Raw genomic sequence first — 19,963 nt, 5'->3', positions numbered from 1 at the left:
GATGGCATGTTGGGATAGGGTATAAGCGGCTACCTTAAAGCAGATAATTCGGCGTAAAGCTAGCTGATATGCTACCGGTTCTGCGGCCTGCCTGCCTGGGTTTTCGCTGTGAACTCCTCCCTGATCCAGCGGATGGCGCGCGGCACGGTTTCAGCCGGCCGGAGGGGCTCGTCGGGGGCAATGGCGTGGCCGTACCGAACCAGGCGGCGGTCGGCGAACACAGCGGTTGTCAGCAGCAGAACGGATCCATCGGACAGAGAAAAGCGGCTTCTGCCGGTAGAAACGCCGCACGTACTTGCCCCGAAGCTTCTGGTATGTTTGCGGCCCTTGAAGGCCACGGTCATGGCCTCGCCCGAGCTGGCCGTCAGGCTGTCGGTGAGCACGGCCACTACCGGGTTGGTGGTTTTCAGGGTATAGTAGCTGGCGGTCTGCGCCTCGATGTCGCCGTTTGCCAAGGCCTTGCCCTTTTCGTAGCGCCACGCGGTTCGGGTGTTGCTGGCGTCAATGCTGTAGCCGAGCGTATCTTCTCCCAGAAGGGGCCCCGCGGCCACGAGCATCGGCCACATATTTCCGCCCATATTCCCCCGCAAATCCACAATCCAGCCTTTGAGCCCAGGCGTGTCCCGCTCCCGCAGGTGCCCCTGCAGCTGGGTGATGTACGCGGCCAGCTGCGGCGGGCTGCCGACAACCCAGGGAATTCTGAGGTAGCCGATGTCTTCCGGCACCGACTCGTCAGGAAAGAGCGGGGGCTGCCAGGCAGCCAGGGGGGCGGCGCCTTCGGTCGGGCGGGCGCAGTAAAACTGCGTGTGCTTATCGCCCAGGGCCTGGATGGCAGCTGTAACCGCCGGCCAGGCCTGCTCAGGGGTGTTGGCGCCCGCTGCTTTCGTGAGCAGCTGCTGCCTGAAAGCCACCCAATCCACGGCCGCCCGGTTAAGGAAATTGGCTTGCAGTACTTGGGCTACCTCCTCCAGGTAGCTGCGCACTGCCGGATAGGGGGGTAGGTGTTCCGCCCCGTCAGCCCTGCAGCAGGCACCGACGAAAAGCAAAATGCCGAAGTAGCGTAACCGTTTCATTCGATCAAGTTATATCAAGCCCGGCGGACAGCCCATTATCCAGTCCCCCGCCGCTTGGTAAACCACCGGCCCGCTTGCGCCCTCTCATACTCTATGCGGTGAACGCCCGTTGTGGTAGTTAAGTATGGGCCTGGGATACTGGAACTGCTTTCCTAGCTAAGGAAAGCATAAGCTGTAATTCCAAAAAGGGGAGCTGAAAAGTATATAAATTAGTACAAGTATCGTCGGGCATTACAGCGTCCGGTGGAAGAATAGCGAATGGTAAAAAAAAGTATAAATCCTGAACAATTTATACTTTTATGTGCTATAAATCAGCTAGTTACCACTTCATTTGTGCCGTACCCATAATCGTATATTACCGAAATTGTAACGCCTCAGACTGCGTTATTTACCCTCATTCGTTCTGGAAGGCTCATTGCATAAAAGGGATGTACTGAAGCTCGCGGGCCTCAAGGCGCTGCAGGCTGCTATCACCAACTTCTAGAAGGTGCTGGACTGTATCAACTCGTATTGGTTGGGCAGGCGAGAGTCTGCGTACCGGGGCCTTCGAAAAGAGTTGGCAAACGCCACGGGCCGCCGCTATCTTGCAGCTTCATTGAATCGGGCACTGCGCATGAAACGGTTGGGGTATCTGCTGGTGCTGGGCTTGGGGCTGCTCGGCTGGCCCCGGAATGGACAGGCCCAAACCCTCCCCTTGCCGCTGCCGCGCCTGCGGGTAGTGCGCGACAGCCTCACGGACCTGCTGGCCCGTGAGCCGCGGCCCGATACGCTGCGCGTGCAGCGCCTCAACACCCTGGGCTTCGCTCTGCGCATCAACGACCCGCCCCGGACGCGGGCCCTGGCCCGGCAGGCCCTAGCTTTGGCCGAGCGGCTGCGCTACCCTTCCGGAATGATGGAAGCCCATTTCACCCTCGGCTACGACTACCGGGTTCGCAGCCACTATGATTCGGCCTTATTCCACAGCCGGCAGGCGCTGGCCTGGGCCACCCGCACCCGCAACCCGCTCACCCAGTCGCGGGCCTACTACAACCTGTGCCGAATCTACACCGAGCAGGGCGATTACGCCGCTGCCCTCGGCCCCAGCCTCGACGGGCTGGCGCTGGCCCGCGCCCTGCACCGGCCCCAGGTGGAGGCGCTGCAGCTGGTGCAGGCCGGCCGCGTGGAGCTGGGGCTGGGCGAGCTGACGCTGGCCCGGCAGTACGTGGAAGAAGCGCGCGACCTGCTGCCCACCGTCCGGGACTCGGTCTGCACGGCCGTGGTGTACCAGGGGCTGGGCGACATTGACCGCCGGCAGGGGCGGTGGCAGGCCGCCCACCGGGCCTACACCCGCACGCTGCGCGCCTACCGCACCATCTACACCGAGCGGGGCCTGCTGCCCGTTGAGCTGCTGCTGGCTGAGATGCGCGCGCGGCTGACCGACGAGGCGGCCGTGCGCCCCACGGCCTGGCAGCTGCTGGCCCGGGCCCGCCGCCTCCAGATGCCCGAGCAGACCGCCGGCGCGGCCCTGCTGCTGGCCCGCTCCTGGCAAACTACCCGCCCCGACAGCGCCCGCACCTACGCCGCGCTGAGCCTAACCGCCGCCGCCGGCCACCGCCTGCTTCCGCTGGCCCACGACGCGGCCCAGCTGCTGGCCCGCGCCAGCGGTCAGCTGGGCGACTTCCGCCGGGCCTATGACTATCAGGCCCAGGCCGCGGCCTTCGCTGATACGCTCAGCGGCGAGGATACCCGCCGCCGGCTTTCAGCGGCCCAGGCCCGGGCCCTGCGCTCACGCACTCAGCTGCAGCTGGATGTGCTGCGGCAGCAGCAGGAGCTGGAGCGCCTGCGCCACCAGCAGCAGGTGGCCGGGCTGCTGGCCCTGCTGGCGCTGACGGCTCTGGTAGTGGTGGGGCTGGTGTGGTCGTTTCGGCGGCGGCAGGCCCGGCGGGAGGCCGCCCTGCGTACCCGGTTGGCGGCCGACCTGCACGACGACGTGGGCAATCTGCTCACCCAGGTAAGCATGCAGGCCGATCTGCTGCAGGAAATCAGCCCGGCCACGGACGCTCCGGCCCAGGCCCGGCTGCGCCGCCTGAGCGAAACCAGCCGCCGGGCCCGGCGCGAGATGACCGATGTGGTGTGGGGCCTGCAGACCCCGCTGCTCACGCTGCCCGCCCTGCTCACCCGCCTGCGCGACCACGCCTACGAGGTGCTGCCCGCCGCCGAGCTGACCGTGGATTTCGACGTAACCGACGCCGGACCGGAGCAGGCCCTGCCGCCGCTGCTGGGGCAGCACCTGTACCTAATTTACAAAGAGGCATTGCACAATGTGGTCAAGCACGCCCGCCACGCCACCCACGTGCAGGTGCGCGTGGCCCGGCACGAGGGCCAGCTGCGCCTGCGCGTGCAGGACAACGGGCAGCCAGCCCCCGCCACGGCGGCCGGTGAGCCGGCTCCGGCCCGCTCCGGAGGCGGCAACGGCCTGCGCAATATGCACCGGCGCGCCGAGACGCTGGGCGGTTCTCTATACGCAGCGCCCGGCCCGGCCGGGTTTCAGGTGGAAGCCCGCCTACCCGCATCCTAAACCAACGCCCCCCCGCCCTGGCATCTTTATGTCAGGTGGCTGCGGCCGGCGGGCGCGTACCTTTACGGCCATGCCGGAGCCGCCCTACGCCCTTGCCCTGATTGAAGACCAGGCCCCCATCCGGGAGATGCTGCAGGAATACCTGTGCGCCCAGCCCGAGTTCGAGTGCGAGCTGGTGGCCGAATCAGTGGAGGCGTTTCTGGCCGCGTTGCCCACCGCCGCGCGCCCGCCCCAGCTGATTCTCTCCGACATCGGCCTGCCGGGCCTCTCCGGCATTGAGGGCATCCCGCTGCTGCAGGCCCGCCTGCCCCAGGCCCAGGTGGTGATGCTGAGCGTGTACGCCGAGGCCGAGCGCGTGTACCAGGCCCTGTGCGCGGGAGCCGTGGGTTATTTGCTCAAGGACACGCCCCTGCGCGAGCTCAAGGAGCACCTGCTGCAGGTGATGGCCGGCGGCTCGCCCATGAGCCCCGGCGTGGCCCGGCACGTGGTGCAGGCCTTCCAGCGCATGAGCCAGCAGCCCGCCCCGGCTGCCGGACCGGGGGGCGAGCCGCTTACGGCCCGCGAGCTGGACATTGTGCGCGGCATCGAGGACGGGCTCAGCTACAAGCTCATTGCCAGCCGCCACAACATCAGCCTCGACACGGTGCGCAACCACATCCGCAGCGTGTACCGCAAGCTGCACATCAACTCCAAGGGCGAGCTGCTGGCCCGCGCCCTGCAGCGCCACCGGGGCTAGCCACCGGCCCCGGCGGGCCTCGCATCTGGCATCTTTATGTCATGGCGCGGCATGTCGTTACAGGCGAGCTTTGTAACTGGATTAGCCGAATCTACTATGCGCTATAGCAGCTTGATAGAAAGATGATTACCGTGTCCTATTGCTTGCTGTGTACTATGCCGGCTCCGGTGAACACTCCTGCCGCCGGAGCCGGCCCACAGCGCGCGTTACGCGCCAGCCAGCGGGGCTACTGGCTACGCTGACTCCACTTTCCTTTCGCTTCTGACTCCCGGCCACACTGATTAGTGAGGCCCTCATTTTTCGGGTAGGTGCCTTTTCGGGGGCGCCCGGCCTTCTCTGTCTTCTTGGGCCTGACCGTCCGCTTTTAGCTGCTTCTATGACGCACACCTACTATCCGGCCGCCCGCGCGGCCCGCCGCTGCCCCGGCTTGCGGGCACATTACCTGCTGCTGCTGCTGGCCCTGCTGCTGCCCTGGGCCGCGCGGGCGCAGGCACCCAGCGTTACGGTGTCGCCCGCCGGCCCGCTCACGCTGTGCGCCGGCACCAGCCAGACGCTGACGGCTACGGCCACCGTGCCGGGCTTCAACGTGGCCGGCACCGGCTTCAGCGGCGGCGGCGTGTTTACCGTGGCGGTGCAGGCGGACGGCAAGCTGCTGGTCGGGGGGGAATTCTCTGCCTACAACGGCAACGCCGCCGCCCCGGATCATCTGCTCCGCCTCAACGCCGACGGCTCGCTCGACAACTCGTTCAACCCCAGTGGCAACGGCTTCAACACCTACGTGCAGGCCGTGGCGGTGCAGGCCGACGGCAAGGTGCTAGTCGGGGGAGAATTCTCTGCCTACAACGGCAACGCCGCCGCCCCGGATCATCTGCTACGCCTCAACCCCGACGGCTCGCTCGACAGCTCCTTCAACCCCGGCGGCACCGGCTTCGGCCTCAACAACTCCGTGTATGCCGTGACGGTGCAGGCCGACGGCAAGCTGCTGGTCGGGGGGGGCTTTACGGCCTACAACGGCAACGCCGCCGCCTCGGATCAGCTGCTGCGCCTCAACCCCGACGGCTCACTCGACAGCTCCTTCAACCCCGGCGGCAGCGGCTTCGACTTCGACGGCGTAGTATCTACCGTGGCAGTGCAGGCCGACGGCAAGCTGCTGGTTGGGGGCTACTTCTTTGAGTACAATGGCAACGCCGCCGCCCCAGACAATCTGCTGCGCCTCAACGCCGACGGCTCGCTTGACAGCTCCTTCAACCCTGGCGGTGACGGCCTTACCAATGAGGACGTAAAAGCCTTAGCGGTGCAGGCCGACGGCAAGGTGGTGGTTGGGGGCTTCTTCTCATACTACAACAACACCGACACCCCAAACCATCTTCTACGCCTCAACCCCGACGGCTCGCTCGATGCAGCCTTCAATCCCGGTGGCAGCGGATTTGATAGTAGATTTTCCGCCAGCGTGCAGACCGTAGCGGTGCAGGCCGATGGCAAGATGCTGGTCGGGGGCTATTTCACGGCCTACAACGGTAACAACGCCGCTCCGGACTGGCTGCTGCGCCTCAATGCCAACGGCTCGCTCGACAGCTCCTTCAACCCTGGCGGCAGAGGCCTTAACAACGCTGTGTATGCCGTGGCGGTGCAGGCCGACGGCAAGTTACTGGTCGGGGGCTATTTCACGGCCTACAACGGCAACGCCGCCGCCCCGGATGGTCTGCTGCGCCTCAACGCCGACGGCAGCCTCAACGATGCGGCCACTGCGCCGGCCGGGCTGGCCTATACGTGGAGCAACGGGGCTACCGGGGCCAGCATCACCGTAAGCCAGCCGGGCGACTACCGGGCGGTGGCCACCACTACTTCCAATGGCACCGGTTACAGCAACCTAGTGCGCGTAAACGCCCCGCCCGCCGTTACGGTGCAGGTCAGCCCGGCCGGCCCGCTGGTGCTGGCCGGGGGCAGCAGTGCCACCCTCACGGCCACGGCTACCGTGCCGGGCTTCAACGTGGCCGGCACCGGCTTCAACGGCCCCGTGTATGCCGTGGTACAGGCCGACGGCAAGCTGCTAGTCGGGGGCGACTTCACGGCCTACAACGGCAACGGCGCCGCACCATACTGTCTGCTGCGCCTCCACGCCGACGGCTCGCTCGACAGCTCGTTCAATCCCGGCGGCCGTGGCTTCGATGGCCCCGTGCAGACCGTGTCGGTGCAGGCCGACGGCAAGCTGCTGGTCGGGGGTGACTTCACGGCCTACAACGGCAACGGCGCCGCCCCGGATAATCTACTGCGTCTCAACGCCAACGGCTCGCTCGACAGCTCGTTCAACCCCGGCGGCCGCGGCTTCGATAGCCCTGTGTATGCCGTGTCGGTGCAGGCCGACGGCAAGCTGCTGGTCGGGGGCGACTTCACGGCCTACAACGGCAACGCCGCTGTCCCATATGGGCTTCTGCGCCTCCACGCCGACGGCTCGCTCGACAGCTCGTTCAACTCCGGCGGCCGCGGCTTCAACAGCTCCGTGTATGCCTTGGCGGTGCAGGCCGACGGCAAGCTGCTGGTTGGGGGCGACTTCACGGCCTACAACGGCAACAGGGCCGCCCCGGACGGGTTGCTGCGCCTCCACGCTGACGGTTCGCTCGACAGCTCATTCAACCCCAACGGCAACGGCCTCAACAATACCGTGAGTGTCGTATCGGTGCAGGCCGACGGCAAGCTGCTGGTCGGGGGCGCCTTCACGGCCTACAACGGCAATGCCGCCGCCCCGGACGGGTTGCTGCGCCTCCACGCTGACGGTTCGCTCGACAGCTCGTTCAACCCCAACGGCAACGGCCTCAATAATACCGTGAGTGTCGTATCGGTGCAGGCCGACGGAAAGCTGCTGGTCGGGGGCTTATTCACGGCCTACAACGGCAATGCCGCCGCCCCGGACCGGCTGCTGCGTATCAACCCCGACGGCTCGCTTGACAGCTCGTTCAACTTCGGCGGCACCGGCTTCGGCGGCGGCCTCGGCGGCGGGGCCGTGCGTACCGTGGCGGTACAGGCCGACGGCAAGCTGCTGGTCGGGGGTGACTTCACGGCCTACAACGGCAATGCCGCCGCACCGGACCGACTGCTGCGCCTCCACGCCGACGGCTCGCTCAACGATGCGGCCACTGCGCTGGCGGGGGCCACATTCATCTTTACTCCCGGCAACACGGCCGGGGCCACCCGCACCGTGAGCACGGCTGGCACGTACGCGGCCATTGCCACCGACCCGGCCACCGGTTGCTCCTACCGCTCCAATGAGGTAGTGGTCACCGTCGAAGCGCCCATGCTCACGGCCGTGGCGCCCGCCATCGGCGGGCTGGGCCAGACGATTACGCTCACGGGCACCGCCCTGGAAAGTCCCACGGCCCTGACCATCAACGGGGCCAACGCGCTGGCCGGCATCGTGAGCAACACCGGCACCCGCCTGGTGGTGCGCGTGCCCGTAACGGCCGCGGCCAGCGGCGAGGTGAGCATCACCACGGACGGCGGCACGGCAACCGTCCCCTTCCGGGTGATGCCCGCGCCCGGCAACGCGCTGGCCTTCGATGGTGTGGATGATTACGTTAGTGGCACGAACGCGCAACTCCCGCAAGGCAACGCCCCCCGCACCCTGGAGGCGTGGGTGAAGCCTGCCAACACCTACTGCGGCCTATTCATTTACGGCACGAATGCCACCAACCAACGCGCCGGCCTGAGCCTGGTGGATAACCGGCTCTACTACGCGGGATTTAACAACGACTTGATCGGCGCTACCGTCCTGGAAACTGACCGCTGGTGCCACGTGGCTGCCACCTTCGACGGCACTACCCTGCGGCTGTACGTGAACGGCGTGCTCGACGCCACGCAGACCAACACCTACACCACCACCGGCACGAACTGGCGCATGGGCTCCACCAACTTGGTCGACTCTACACCGGACAATCAGTTCCGCGGGCGCCTGGACGAGGTGCGCGTGTGGAACGTGGCCCGCAGCGTCGCCGACGTGCAGGCCGACATGCGTGCCGTGCCAGCCTTGCCGCTGCCGGCGGGCGTAGTGGCCTACTACAACTTCGATCAGGGCGCTCCCGCCGGCCCTAACGCGGGCCTGACCACAATCTACGACCTGGTGAGTGCCCGGCCCGCCACGCTCACCGGCTTCGACCTGAGCAGCGGCAACACCACCAGCAACTACGTGGAAAGCTACGCCCTGGTAGTGCCCACCGCCACGGCCGCCACCAACCGCCAGCCCAACAGCTTCACGGCCACCTGGACGGCCCCGGCCGTGGGCACCGTCACCAGCTATGTGCTGGACGTGGCCACCGATGCCGCCTTTACGGCCCCCGTCACCGGCTCGCCCTTCACGGTAGCGGCCCCGGCTACCAGCTACACGGTAACCGGAGTACGGAACGGTGGGGCGTATTACTACCGGGTGCGGGCCCTGAACGCCCCGCTCGTCGATCAGGGTGCCTTCTCCAACACGGCCCTGGTGGCCACTCCGCTGCCGGTGGAACTGACGGCCTTCACGGCCACGGCCGGGGACCCGCAGACCGTGCGCCTGGCCTGGGCCACGGCCTCGGAGCGCAACAGCGCCCGGTTTGAGGTGGAGCGCAGCCTCGACGGCCGCACCTTCCAGCCCATTGGCACGGTACCGGCCGCCGGCACCAGCAGCTCCCGCCGCACCTACTCGCTGCCGGACCAGCAGCTGCCGGCCGGCGCCACCCCGCTCTACTACCGCCTGCGCCAGGTGGACCTGGACGGAACATTTGCCTACTCTTCCGTGCAGGTGGTCACGCGCGCCGGCCAGTCGCGCCCGACCCTGACCCTAACGCTGGCCCCTAACCCTACCCAGGGTTCGACTACGCTGCACGGCGCCGCGGCCAGCACCCCGGTGCAGGTGTACGACGCTGTCGGGCGACTGGTCCTGACGGCCCGCACCGCGGCCGATGGCTCGGCCCGCCTGGTGCTGCCGGCCGGGCTGCCCACGGGCGTGTACGTGGTGCGCTGCGGCGCGCAGGCCGCCCGCCTGGTGCTGGAGTAAGCCGGCTTCGTTATCTGAGCTGAAGAACGAACTTCCGGCAAAATTGACCTTGGGTAAAAGGTTAATGTTGCCGGAAGTTCGTTCTTTAGCTGAGGACTGCCTTTGTAAGCCCCAAAGGCCATCTACATCAGAATGGAGCGAGTCTATCAGGGCTGCGTCGAAGAAGTCAAACCTGCCGTGCAAATTGATGTACTGCCCACTAACGGGCGAACTCATGGCAGTGGTCGACACTACCGCCACCAGTTCGCCCGCCGGTATTTGGGGCAGATATGGTTTGCGAGTAGTTACTTCAACACCCTTTGGCTGAACAGTATCTTCGGCCTGCCCCAATCAATTATTTAGCCTCCAAACCGAATGGCGATAATCCTCCGTGGCAAGTCCCGCTGTCCGCTGTGCGGCCGCCTGCTCCTTGAGGGAGAATCCCTGACAGCGCTACCCGCCATAGCTGACACCGCCCACCCCTTGTACAACTTCTTCGACTCGGGCTTTCACCAAGGGTGCTTCGACGAGTGGGACTACCGGAAAGAGGCACTGGAAGAGGCCCGGCGAGACCGGCAGCGTTGGGAAACTTCACCGGAGTATCAGCAATCAGTGGCCCAATTCGGAAAGCCTGGGAGGCACACCAACTCGTAAGCATGGCCTAAAACGCTCCTTTCGCTAGAAGCACCGTTTGGGTGAACGTCTCACTACCTTTTATTTTGGTCGGCATTGTCATCTAATGAGCTCCCTTATGACCTGTCGAAATCTACTGGTATTTGTGGGAGCCAGCCTGTGCATGGCGGGGTGTACTGAGCACACCCCGCCCATTTCTTACCCCCCGGCCGTGGTGCAGGCGGGTGAAGCACAACGCTATCAAACGGCTCTGTGGAGCGTGTCCACCAGTTTCTTGGATAGCACCGTGTTTTGGCAGCCCCCTGGGGACTCGGTGTGGCGCACGCTCGAAGGTCTGGTAAGCCTCGAGCAGCGCTTGGTCGCGTTCGAACGCGGGGCCGGTTCGACGCGCTTCGAGTTTAAACTCGTCGAGCGGCCAGCGGTCTCGCGGTTGCGACTGTGGGGAAATTGCATGCGCTACGGCCCGCCCGGAAGAGGCTTCCAGCCCTTAGTGGCGGTGTGGGTCAATCAGCGTGACGAACTGATTGACTCCGTCTTAACCATCCACAACATGCGCTTTACGGGCGTCGGACGGAAGGTTACTAAGAAGGGCGATTGGGTGCCTATGAACCGCCGTGAAGCCCGGCTGCTGCAGTTTCATACCGATTCCCCCTTCAAACGGGCGTTCCTGCGGGCTCACCACGCCAAACTGCCCCTCAGCCTACGGCGGCTCTGCTACGAGAAAGGCATTCTAAAATGACGCTTCTAATTTTGAACGAAGCGCATTTAGGCCACGACCCTTTCGCTGAACGAAGTTTACGTTCTTGCTAGCCCTTATACAGTACATCGCCTTGGCCTTCAACACGCCGGAACCCCACCTCACGGACCTGACGCGGCACATACTAGTGTTGGCACAAGCGGCCGGTTACAGCCCCCGCGTCGATTGGCTGGAAATGGCTGGGGACGGATTGACTGCCTTCGTACAGAGCCGCTGCATCACCCGCGTGGTGTTTTTGAATTGTCCCTCCCGTCCGTCCCTGAAGATATCGTCCGAAGGTATTATTGAGGACGTGTTCAACAGTGCCTGGAATGGACACTCCTCTACGTTTGAGCAGTTCTTGGCCGACGTATCCGTCATCTGCGCTGAGCAGCCCTACTACGTCATCATGGGCGAAGAATGGTTTGTATACCAGTATGTCCGCTACCACGAGGGACCGTTGGCCAAGCTGGCAACCATACTGCACCTGAACCGCAGCTGGCGCTTCCAACTCTACAACTTCGAAACAGAATCCAACAGCGACGACAGTGAAACCACACTCATCTTTCGCGTCATTCCCGGCCCGGCGAACCCGGCTCAGTGGTAATAAGTGAACGTTGATTTGCCTCAACCACCATTAAAGTGAACGAGTTATGACGGCATGGTTGCTATTTTCTGGACGAGCCAGTACCCCACAGGTATGACGGTGAGTACAAAATACCCCACAAACACGAAAAAGTCGCGGTGGAGCACGTCGGTACGTTCGTGGGAAAGGTTAAAGAAATAGTCTCGGTGCTTCCCGCGGTGGTACACCAGGGCGTAGTTGATCATTCCGACCAGAAGCAACGAGGGCAGGGCCACTGCGCAGGCTTGCTGGTGGGGCGTAAGCAAGGCATTCCCAGGAAGCAGACCGCCGCCCGCCGGCTCGTCCGAGAAGGCCTCAGCGAGCAGATGGACCTCAAGCACGTTACACAACAGCAGCAATGGCGTTACCATGGCGGCGTTCCAGTGCCCGTCTTGCGGGTACCACTGCTCGTAAAACTTGGTGAGCTACAAGTTGATGAGCAGCAGCAACCGAAATAGCGAGTTAATCTGCATAGCGTGCCCCGGTGAAAGCGTACATGAGAAACGACAGAAGAAGGAGCGAAACTAGCACCACCAATGGGGTCAACACAAGGCGCTACCTGACCGCCGACTGTCCATTTGGGTTGCTCATCGCGTCTTGGAGTTGGGTGAGCAGTGTCGCGGTGGCCTGCTGGAAGCGCGTGCGCTCGGCCGTGAGACTTCGGGCTGCTTCTTCGTTCAGGGCTCTCATTTCAAAGAATTCGCTTTCGGCCGGCTCCGGCGTGGCAGCAGCCGGCCACGCAAAGGCAAAATCCGTTACCTGGTACAGGTAATGCCCCTCTCGCAAGTGCAGGCGCACGGTGTAGTGCAGCACTAGGCGGTTGGTCCGGGTGCGGGGAAGACCGTTGGCCGTACCTGCCAAAGAATAGGTGTAGATAAAAGGCAGGGTACCCGACATGGCGAGCACATCGGTGTCTTGCTCGTGCGTAATGACCGGCGGCGTGGTAGGGGAAGCGGCCCCCGTGGCCCACCCGCACGCGCGAGTCAGCAAGTCAGGTTGGCTGACGCCGGCGACCGGCACGACGGCCTGGTAGTGGATGCGGTGTGTAACCGGGTCAAGGGGCAAAGGCACGGGGGCTTGGCCCCGGGCAACGCTGGCGAGGCACACAAAGCAAAGCAGGAGTTTCATAGGCGAAGGCAATGGAGTAGCTAGGAAGGTAAATAGTTCCTCTTTTATAAAGCGGCTATGGCGCTGCAGAAGAGCCTGGCGCTGGCCGAAATTGCCCTGAGCGTGCCTAAGCAGTGGGCGGCCAACGCTGAGGCCGGCGCGAAGATCTCGGCCTCGGCCCCGCCGTTCACCGTGCCGCTGGGCGTGGCCTACACCGTGGGGGCCAACATCGCCTCGACGGTGGGCGCCGGCGTGGCGGCCGCTAAAATCATGGGCATTGGATTTCGAAAGGGCGGCGCCACCGGCACGGCCGCCGCAGCTGAGTCGCCGCTGGCGCTGTCGGGTTTTCAGATCGGAGCAGGCGGCAAGCTGCTCGATGCCGAAGGTTATGCGGTGGCCGGCGTGGTGTACGAGAATGAGTACGTGATTCCCGAGTGGATGCGGGCCGATCCGCAGGTGGTGCGCATCGAGGAGTTTTTGGAGCAGAAGCGGCTGCGCGGCTACCTCGACGGCGGGCCCACCTCGGCCGACGTGGCGCCGGCCAGCGTGGCCGCGACCACCGGCGCTGGCGCCGACCAGCTGCTGGTGCAGGTGCTCGGCCGGCTCGACTCGCGCCTGCAGGAAGTCGAGCAGTGGCAGCGGGAGCTGGGTGTGTACCTGGAGGTGCAGCCGCTGGGGCAAACGCTCGACGAGCGGGAGCAAACCCGGAAGGCCGCTGAAATCCGGTAAGCCAAGTGCTCAGGAATTGTACGATAAAGCCCCGAAAAACAGCGTTTTCGGGGGCTTTATCGTGGGTAGGCAAACGGTCTGACTAGCGACTGTTTTGAGCATAGCTGCTCATATACCCCCCTTAGTTCCTGGACCCAAATAAATAGGCCAGCGAGAACTGAAAGGCGTGGTTGCGGTAAGTGGGCGGTTCTCGACTGGTGCGCCCGGTCTCATACTTTGCCCCGAGGTCGCGTAGACTCTGGCTGTAGCCGACCTGCACTTGCAGGCCACTTGCAAAGCCGTAGCCCAGGCCCCCTTGCAGGCCCACATCAAGCCCTTGGGAAACATATGGGTCATCGGCCCCATTCTTATACGTGTCGCCAGCCTCCACGTCTCCCTCATTGGACCCGCCCCTGCTGGCGCCACTGCCGTACCGGCCGCTTTGAGAGGAGTTGAATTTACCACCCAACAGAAAGCCCACGTACGGGCCGGCGAATATCTGTAGGCCCTGACCCTCTTGCTGCAGGCTGTAGACCATATTGATGGGCACGGCCAGGTAATTGAAGCGGAACTTGTACTCTCCGTGATAGGTGTAGTTATACGGCGCGTCGTAGGCATCTTCCTCGAAGGCGAAGCCTTTCTGGGAGTACAATACTGCCGGCTGTACGGCCCAGTGCGTACCCAAGCCAAGCTGGCCCACCACGCCTACTTCTGCTCCGTTGCGTGAGGAATTGGTAACCTTCAAATAGTCGTTACCGGGATACTCGAAACGGCCAAACGATTGATTAACGCCCACTTTAGGGCCGATACGGAAAGTGGACTGGGCGTGGACAGTTGGCGCTGCCAGCCACAGCGCGCCGGCAACAAGAATGGGGAGGAAGGGTTTTTTCATAGAATGGCAATAAGGGAAGAATACATCGAGTCGGCGAAAGCTGTGCGGGGACACCTATAAGAACACGCTTATCCTTGTTCATGGTTGAAAAAACGCTAAAAATGCGTTTCGCACATCTAAAACTACGGCGTATTGCCAGAGTTAGCAAATAGGGTTTTAGGAGTGTCAGATGAAGTTAGAAGGTATGTTGTCAAGTAGTGATAGCGCATAATCCGTGGGGCGTATCAGCCTCCCTCATGGGAGGTAAGCTGGGTGTTCAGATTAGAACTCTATTCTGAACAAGGAAGGCTACCCACGCAAACGCCCCCGAAAACACGGTTTTTCGGGGGCGTTTGTATGAGGTGTTTTGAACATGCCGTTTATAGTATCAGCCAATAGCCATAGAGTCCCAGGATGGTCAGGCTGAGTGGTTCGGTAAAGAAGCAGCCCGGCCGAGGCTACCGCTGGGCAAAGCCCTGGATGGTCAATTTCAGCGCACGTAAATCCAGGCCGTATTGCGTCTTGAACAGGTTTCCGATGCCTTGCTGGTAGGCTGGTAGCTTGCCTTGCTTCAGAGCCGACTGCCAGCCCCCCTGCACGATGACGGTTTGCAGCTTCATTTCCTCGCCTACCTGCGCGGCGCGGTTGCGGGCTAGGGTGTTGACCGCCAGCAGCGGCGCTACCTGCGCCCGCACGCTACGGGCCATCGGCACCGTAATTGCCCTGCCATCCTGTATGTTATGCACGATGGCGTAGCCCATCAGCATATACGCCGCTAGCGCGTCGGCGGCATCATTGTCGCGCAAGCCGGTGCCAGCAAGAATGGTGCGGTATACCTGCCCATAGTCGTACTTACCGGGACCGAAGGCCGTATTCACCACCTGCGCGCCTCCCGGGTCGCTGCTTTTCAGGCGGCTGACGTAGCTCTGCACCGTTTGCTGGCGCAGGCTGGGTGTAGAGGTGTAAGCGGTGCTACCTGTGGTGCTCGTCGAGCGGGTGTTGGCACTAGCCTTGCTCCGGGTGCCGATGGCATTGCCGTTGCGCTCCATGGCTTTGTCCAGCATCGACTTATTGATAATCCCGCTGGTAATGACCTGGATATTGCTGTTGTAGATTTCCATGGTCAGTTCCGGCGACGGCTGGGCCTGCAGGTGCAAAGCAGTGAGGAGTAGTGCTCCAACTGTCAAAAAAGAAGAGCATTTCATGGTCATAATAGAAAAACAGTGGATAATGGCTGAGCCCCAACCGCTTGACAAATGCTTGCGCAGTGAGCGTGTGGATGTGCGGCGAAAGGCTACGTCGAGGGGCAAGAGCGTGAGTAGCTTATTGCGAAGCGGCGAATTTCTGTCCTCTACGCTCGGCAGCGAATGGAGGTTAATACCAGCCTAGCCCCGGGCGCTCACATATAGTAGTTGATTTTAGAGAGCATTAAAAAGGGTGGGGCACCTTCATGCTCCAATCACTGCAGGCACAAGCAGGACGAATACCCTCATACCTGCAACCCTTGCCCGTAGCCACGTATCTGACTACTCAACCCTTTTTGATGCTCTCCGCGTTAAGTAGTGCTCTTAGAAAACGGATAATATAGTACACTAAGGAATCCCACCGTTTGAGTAGACGCAGTGCTAGCCCTACTTGCGGGTTTTTAAGGGCTGCCTTTTGGTTTTGATGCTTGCACGAACGATTCATCTTGTTCTTGCCCCAACCTTTAAGCCATGGCCCTTATCATCATCTACAAGAGCGAGTGAGAAAACTGATAAGCTATCTAATGCTAAGCGCTATCCTCCTGCTCATCGGTGGAAGTACGCTTCGGCTGAAACTGTATGGACACACCTACAACGACCACAGAAGGACGTTGGGGATACCAATAGTCGAACCCGGCTGGCAAAGCCATTACAGTCCCGCAACTGGAGAAGTGCAGTTTTGGGGCGACAACGTTTACGGCTTGGGCCACGTCCGGAAAAGAGTACAAGTAAATTACCTCAGCGGCATCAAGCGGGAGAGCGACTTGTTCATATTCAAAGGCAGTGGTGGTGTTAATATTGATTTCGGCTACTGCTACACCTGCAAACAACCGTGGGAAATAGACTATTACAGAGGGAACCAGCACGTCCTGCTATCTTACCAACAAGCAGTAGATTCGCTGAAGACGCTGCAACGTAAGCGTTAACGCTCGGTTTCTTAAAATCAGCTTGCTCAAGGTGTAAACCCAAATGAAAGGACTACGCTTCTGGGGCCAATCGATAGCTGGTGCTGCGCCCGCCGGCACCTTCGTGCATCAATACGCCCTTGGCCACCAAGTCAGCGATATCGCGGCCGGCCGTATCCTGGGAGCAATGGGCCATGCGCGCCCATTTCGCCGTGGTGAATTTACCTTCGAAGCCGTCGAGCAGGCGCGTGAGCAGTTGGCGCTGGCGTACGGTAAACGCCATATCCCGGTGAAGGTCCCAGAAGCGTGCTTTGGTTAGCACTTGGCTCAAGGTGTGCTCGGCGGCCTCCAAGGCTCGGCCCAAGCACGCGAGAAACCACGTCAACCACGGCGTGACGTCTAACGGGCCGCGTTGGCTGGCTTCGAGCAGGTCGTAATAGGCTTGGCGCTCGGCCTGGATTTGCGCCGACATGCTGTAACAGCGCTGGCCTGTGCCGTCGGCACGGGTCAGCTGCAAATCGGCGATGGCACGCGCGATGCGGCCGTTGCCGTCGTCGAAGGGGTGGATTGTTACAAACCAGAAATGGGCCAGCCCGGCTTTCAGCACCGGGTCCAGGCCCTGGTCGGAGTTGAACCACGTCAGGAACTGCTGCATCTGCTCGTCCAGGTGCTGCGCGGCGGGCGCGTCGTAGTGCACACGCTCACGGCCCAGCGGCCCGGATACGACCTGCATGGGGCCCGTGCGCCACGCGCCCACCTGCAACGGATACAGGCCGCTGTAGCCTGTGGGAAACAAGGCGGCGTGCCAGCCGAACAGGCGCGCCGCCGTCAGCGGCGCCGCGGCCTGCTGGGTGGCGTCGAGCAGCATGGCCACCACGCCTTCCACCCGCCGGTCTGCGGGGGGCAAGGCGGCCTGCTCCAACCCCAGGCGCCAGGCAATGGAGGAGCGAACCGAGGCCGGGGGCAGCAATTCGCCTTCGATTTCGCTGGACTTGAGCACGTCGAGCGTGAGCGTGCGCAACGTGGCCTCAGTTCGCAGGTCGACGCCCAACGCCTCGAGCCGTCCCAGTAGCCGCCCCTGTTGGTGGCGCACGGTACCCAGCAACGTTTGTAGGGCCGCCGAATCCCAGGTAAAGGTTGGCCAACCCGGCAGCTGATGGATATATGGTTGTAATCTCCGCATAATCTGCGGCGAATATACCCCTTATTCGCCGCATCCCATGCGTGGCTGGCTCAACGACTCGGGACAGTGAGGGGGCTGGGTAAGGGCCGGGCGTGCAGGATCACACCGTGGTGGCGCAAATACTTGTAAAACGTGGCCCTGCAGATGCGCAGGCTGCGGGCCATGTCGTCGAGGCTCAATGCCCGGGCCTTATAAAGCAATTCGGCAGCGCGGCCTTGCGCTGGGCTTCTTCTGAGAGACCGGGCTTGCGCCCGCCAACGCGTCCCCGGGGGCGGGCCGCGGCCAGTCCGGCCAGGACCAAGCCAGCGCTTACATCCTGCAGCACGGCCTCACCACCGTCTTCAGCCCATGTGGCGCCTTTTACCAGGAGTAACAAACAGCAGAAAACAGCAGGTTAATCCCGTCCGCGTGCAAGGCGCACTATAGCACCAGTTGGGCCACGTCCAGAACTGTTTCAGCTCGAAACGCGGTGTAGCAAGCCGCTGGAGTAATTCGCCAGACGCTTAAGAATTCCTAAGAATTTTCGGTGATGAATACTTACAAGTGAGGGGGAGTTTTGGGGCTCTGGTTGCGGCCTGTGCGCGGCACGACTACTGTCTCGCAGCGGGAGATTCGCCCCGCATAATAGCTGCGTCGGCGCTTTGGCTCGGAGCGCTACGGGCAGCAAGCAGAGCTCTGGAACGAGGGAGCAGGTTTTGCTTACTGCTCCCTTGCCTTACACACCTGCCGGCGGTTGCCCTGGCAACAACCGGCATACTATCTCACCTCATGGAAAAGCTCAAAAAAGTGCCGCTACCCGCATCTACGACCCCACTACGCAGAGTTGTTTTACGCGGCGTAGCCACGCGCCTGGCCCGGCGCAGTGGCATAACGCTGTTGCTGTTGACCCTCAGCGTCACCCGGTTGGTGGCCCAGGCGCTGCCACCATCCACCGCGCAGCAGATTGACAGTGTGTTTCGGGCCTGGAATACGCCTGGCAGCCCGGGCTGTGCCATTGGTATCGTGCGCAACGACTCGCTGATTTACGCCAAGGGGTACGGCATGGCCAATCTGGAAACCGGCACCCCCATCACCCCCGAAACCGTCTTCTGCCTGGCGTCCGTGTCAAAGCAATTTACGGGCTACAGCATCGTGCTGCTGGCCAGGCAGGGCAAGCTCCGGCTCGATGACGACATCCACACCTACCTGCCCTGGATGCCGGCCTTTAAGCAGAAAATCACCATCCGACACTTGCTCAACCACACCAGCGGGTTGCGCGACGGCGGCAACGCCGTCCTGCTGGGTGGCGTTGGGTTTGAGGGCCTGATTACCCAGCAGCTGGCCCTCGACTACATCAAAAACGCCACGGGGCTGAATTTCCCGCCCGGCACCAAGCACGTGTACTCCAACACCAACTACATCCTGCTGGCCGAAATCATCAAGCAGGTGAGCGGGCAGTCCGTCAACGACTTTGCCCGGGCGAACATCTTTGGCCCGTTGGGAATGACGCACGCCCGGTACGTTGAGCAGCCGGGCCTGATTATCCGGGACCGGGCGGTTTCCTACGCCAAAACCAGCCAGGGCGGCTACGAAAACACGTTCAACAGCGTCTACACCGTGGGGGACGGGGGCAGCTACGCCAGCGTGCGGGACCTGGCCCGGTGGGTCACCAACTTCTACCACCCCAAAGCCGGCGACCAGCAGGACATGGCGCAGCTGGTGGAACTGGGCCAGCTGCTGACCGGCCAGAAGCTGACCTACGCGAAGGGCATCTACTCCAACACCTACCGGGGCCTCACGCAGTACACGCACGGTGGGTCGGTGGCCAGCTACCGCACCAATATTGCCGTACTGCCGGCGTTGAACATGGGCATTATCATCCTGGCCAACGATGCGACCCTGGACCCCGCCGCAAAATCCAACGAGCTGATTGATCTGTTCCTGAAAAACCGACCGGCCGCTCGCCCGGCCCCGGCGGCGGTGACGGCCCCGTCTGCCGCCCCGGTGGCCTCTACGTCGGGAGCAGGCCGCTTGGTGCGGGGTAGTTACCTGGGCGACGATGGCGCGCAGATGAGCTTTCCGTACCTGAACCGCCAGCTGTTTCTCGCATTCGGCGGGCAGCAGCTGCCGCTCAGCGAAGTGGCCCCGAACACGTTCACGATTGTGGGCAACCCCGGCTTCCGGTTTGTCTTTGCCGCCGAAGGCAAAGACTCCGTTGTGCACATGCTTTCCAGTGATACGGACCGGCGGCTGGTGAAGTATACCGCCGGCAGCCTGTCCGCCGGCCAGCTGCAGCCGTACGCGGGCATCTACCATAGCCCCGAGCTGGACCTGTTCTACACGCTGCGGGTGCACAGCGGCCGCCTGGTAGCGAGCAGCCTCCGAAGCGGCAGCTTCCCGCTGAAGGTGCTCAACGCCCGCACGATGCTACTGGAACACTACGGGGCCAAGCTTTCCTTCCTGCGCGACTCCCGCAACCAGCTGACAGGGTTTACGCTCAGCAACGGCGGCCTGGTGGCGGTGCCCTTCCGCAAGCTTAACTGAACAACGGCGCGGCGGGCAGCGGGGAATCGGAACTGCTTAGCGTACGGGTTCCCCGCC

13 protein-coding genes are annotated in these 19,963 nt (G+C 62.8%); 7 read left to right on the top strand and 6 right to left on the bottom strand.

Features of this window, described 5'->3' with window-relative positions:
- Positions 1-71 precede the first annotated feature (71 nt).
- On the bottom strand, positions 72-1,073 hold the full coding sequence (locus O9Z63_RS20920; protein WP_270129416.1) for a S41 family peptidase: 1,002 nt from the start codon (positions 1,071-1,073) through the stop codon (positions 72-74).
- A 613-nt stretch (positions 1,074-1,686) separates the two neighbouring features.
- Between O9Z63_RS20920 and O9Z63_RS20915 the strand changes: the two genes are divergently transcribed.
- From O9Z63_RS20915 to O9Z63_RS20895, 5 genes are all read left to right on the top strand, one after another.
- Positions 1,687-3,630, top strand: a complete 1,944-nt coding sequence (locus tag O9Z63_RS20915) for a tetratricopeptide repeat protein (RefSeq protein ID WP_270129415.1) — start codon at positions 1,687-1,689, stop codon at positions 3,628-3,630.
- A gap of 70 nt (positions 3,631-3,700) precedes the next feature.
- The gene (locus O9Z63_RS20910; protein WP_270129414.1) at positions 3,701-4,366 is read left to right on the top strand and encodes a response regulator; all 666 of its coding nucleotides are present in this window, start codon (positions 3,701-3,703) and stop codon (positions 4,364-4,366) included.
- A gap of 376 nt (positions 4,367-4,742) precedes the next feature.
- The gene (locus O9Z63_RS20905) at positions 4,743-9,392 is read left to right on the top strand and encodes a LamG-like jellyroll fold domain-containing protein (RefSeq protein ID WP_270129413.1); all 4,650 of its coding nucleotides are present in this window, start codon (positions 4,743-4,745) and stop codon (positions 9,390-9,392) included.
- A 730-nt stretch (positions 9,393-10,122) separates the two neighbouring features.
- Entirely contained in the window at positions 10,123-10,743 is a 621-nt protein-coding gene (locus O9Z63_RS20900; protein WP_270129412.1) for a hypothetical protein, read from the top strand.
- A gap of 91 nt (positions 10,744-10,834) precedes the next feature.
- A complete protein-coding gene (locus O9Z63_RS20895) occupies positions 10,835-11,347 on the top strand; it encodes a hypothetical protein (RefSeq protein WP_270129411.1) in 513 nt (170 codons plus the stop codon).
- Positions 11,348-11,391: 44 nt separating this feature from the next.
- Here O9Z63_RS20895 and O9Z63_RS20890 read toward each other — a convergent pair whose 3' ends face one another.
- Positions 11,392-11,706, bottom strand: a complete 315-nt coding sequence (locus O9Z63_RS20890; protein ID WP_270129410.1) for a hypothetical protein — start codon at positions 11,704-11,706, stop codon at positions 11,392-11,394.
- A 214-nt stretch (positions 11,707-11,920) separates the two neighbouring features.
- A complete protein-coding gene (locus O9Z63_RS20885) occupies positions 11,921-12,493 on the bottom strand; it encodes a hypothetical protein (RefSeq protein ID WP_270129409.1) in 573 nt (190 codons plus the stop codon).
- 57 nt (positions 12,494-12,550) lie between these two features.
- Here O9Z63_RS20885 and O9Z63_RS20880 point away from each other — a divergent pair, with 57 nt between their 5' ends.
- Entirely contained in the window at positions 12,551-13,201 is a 651-nt protein-coding gene (locus O9Z63_RS20880) for a hypothetical protein (RefSeq protein WP_270129407.1), read from the top strand.
- A 121-nt stretch (positions 13,202-13,322) separates the two neighbouring features.
- Here the strand turns inward: O9Z63_RS20880 and O9Z63_RS20875 are convergent, their stop codons facing one another.
- The 3 genes from O9Z63_RS20875 to O9Z63_RS20865 all read right to left on the bottom strand — a co-directional run bounded on the left by O9Z63_RS20875 (position 13,323) and on the right by O9Z63_RS20865 (position 17,383).
- Entirely contained in the window at positions 13,323-14,072 is a 750-nt protein-coding gene (locus tag O9Z63_RS20875) for a porin family protein (RefSeq protein ID WP_270129406.1), read from the bottom strand.
- A 437-nt stretch (positions 14,073-14,509) separates the two neighbouring features.
- On the bottom strand, positions 14,510-15,256 hold the full coding sequence (locus O9Z63_RS20870; protein WP_270129405.1) for a hypothetical protein: 747 nt from the start codon (positions 15,254-15,256) through the stop codon (positions 14,510-14,512).
- Between the two features lie 1,017 nt (positions 15,257-16,273).
- Positions 16,274-17,383 (bottom strand): Fic family protein, encoded by a 1,110-nt coding sequence (locus O9Z63_RS20865; RefSeq protein WP_270129404.1) that lies wholly within the window; start codon positions 17,381-17,383, stop codon positions 16,274-16,276.
- A gap of 768 nt (positions 17,384-18,151) precedes the next feature.
- Here O9Z63_RS20865 and O9Z63_RS20860 point away from each other — a divergent pair.
- Positions 18,152-19,906, top strand: coding sequence for a serine hydrolase domain-containing protein (locus O9Z63_RS20860; RefSeq protein ID WP_270129403.1), 1,755 nt, complete (start codon positions 18,152-18,154; stop codon positions 19,904-19,906).
- Positions 19,907-19,963 lie beyond the last annotated feature (57 nt).

The organism is Hymenobacter yonginensis (assembly GCF_027625995.1).
GTDB lineage: Bacteria > Bacteroidota > Bacteroidia > Cytophagales > Hymenobacteraceae > Hymenobacter > Hymenobacter yonginensis.
Note: the sequence above shows the minus strand (reverse complement) of the source record. Positions and strands in the feature narration are given on the sequence as shown.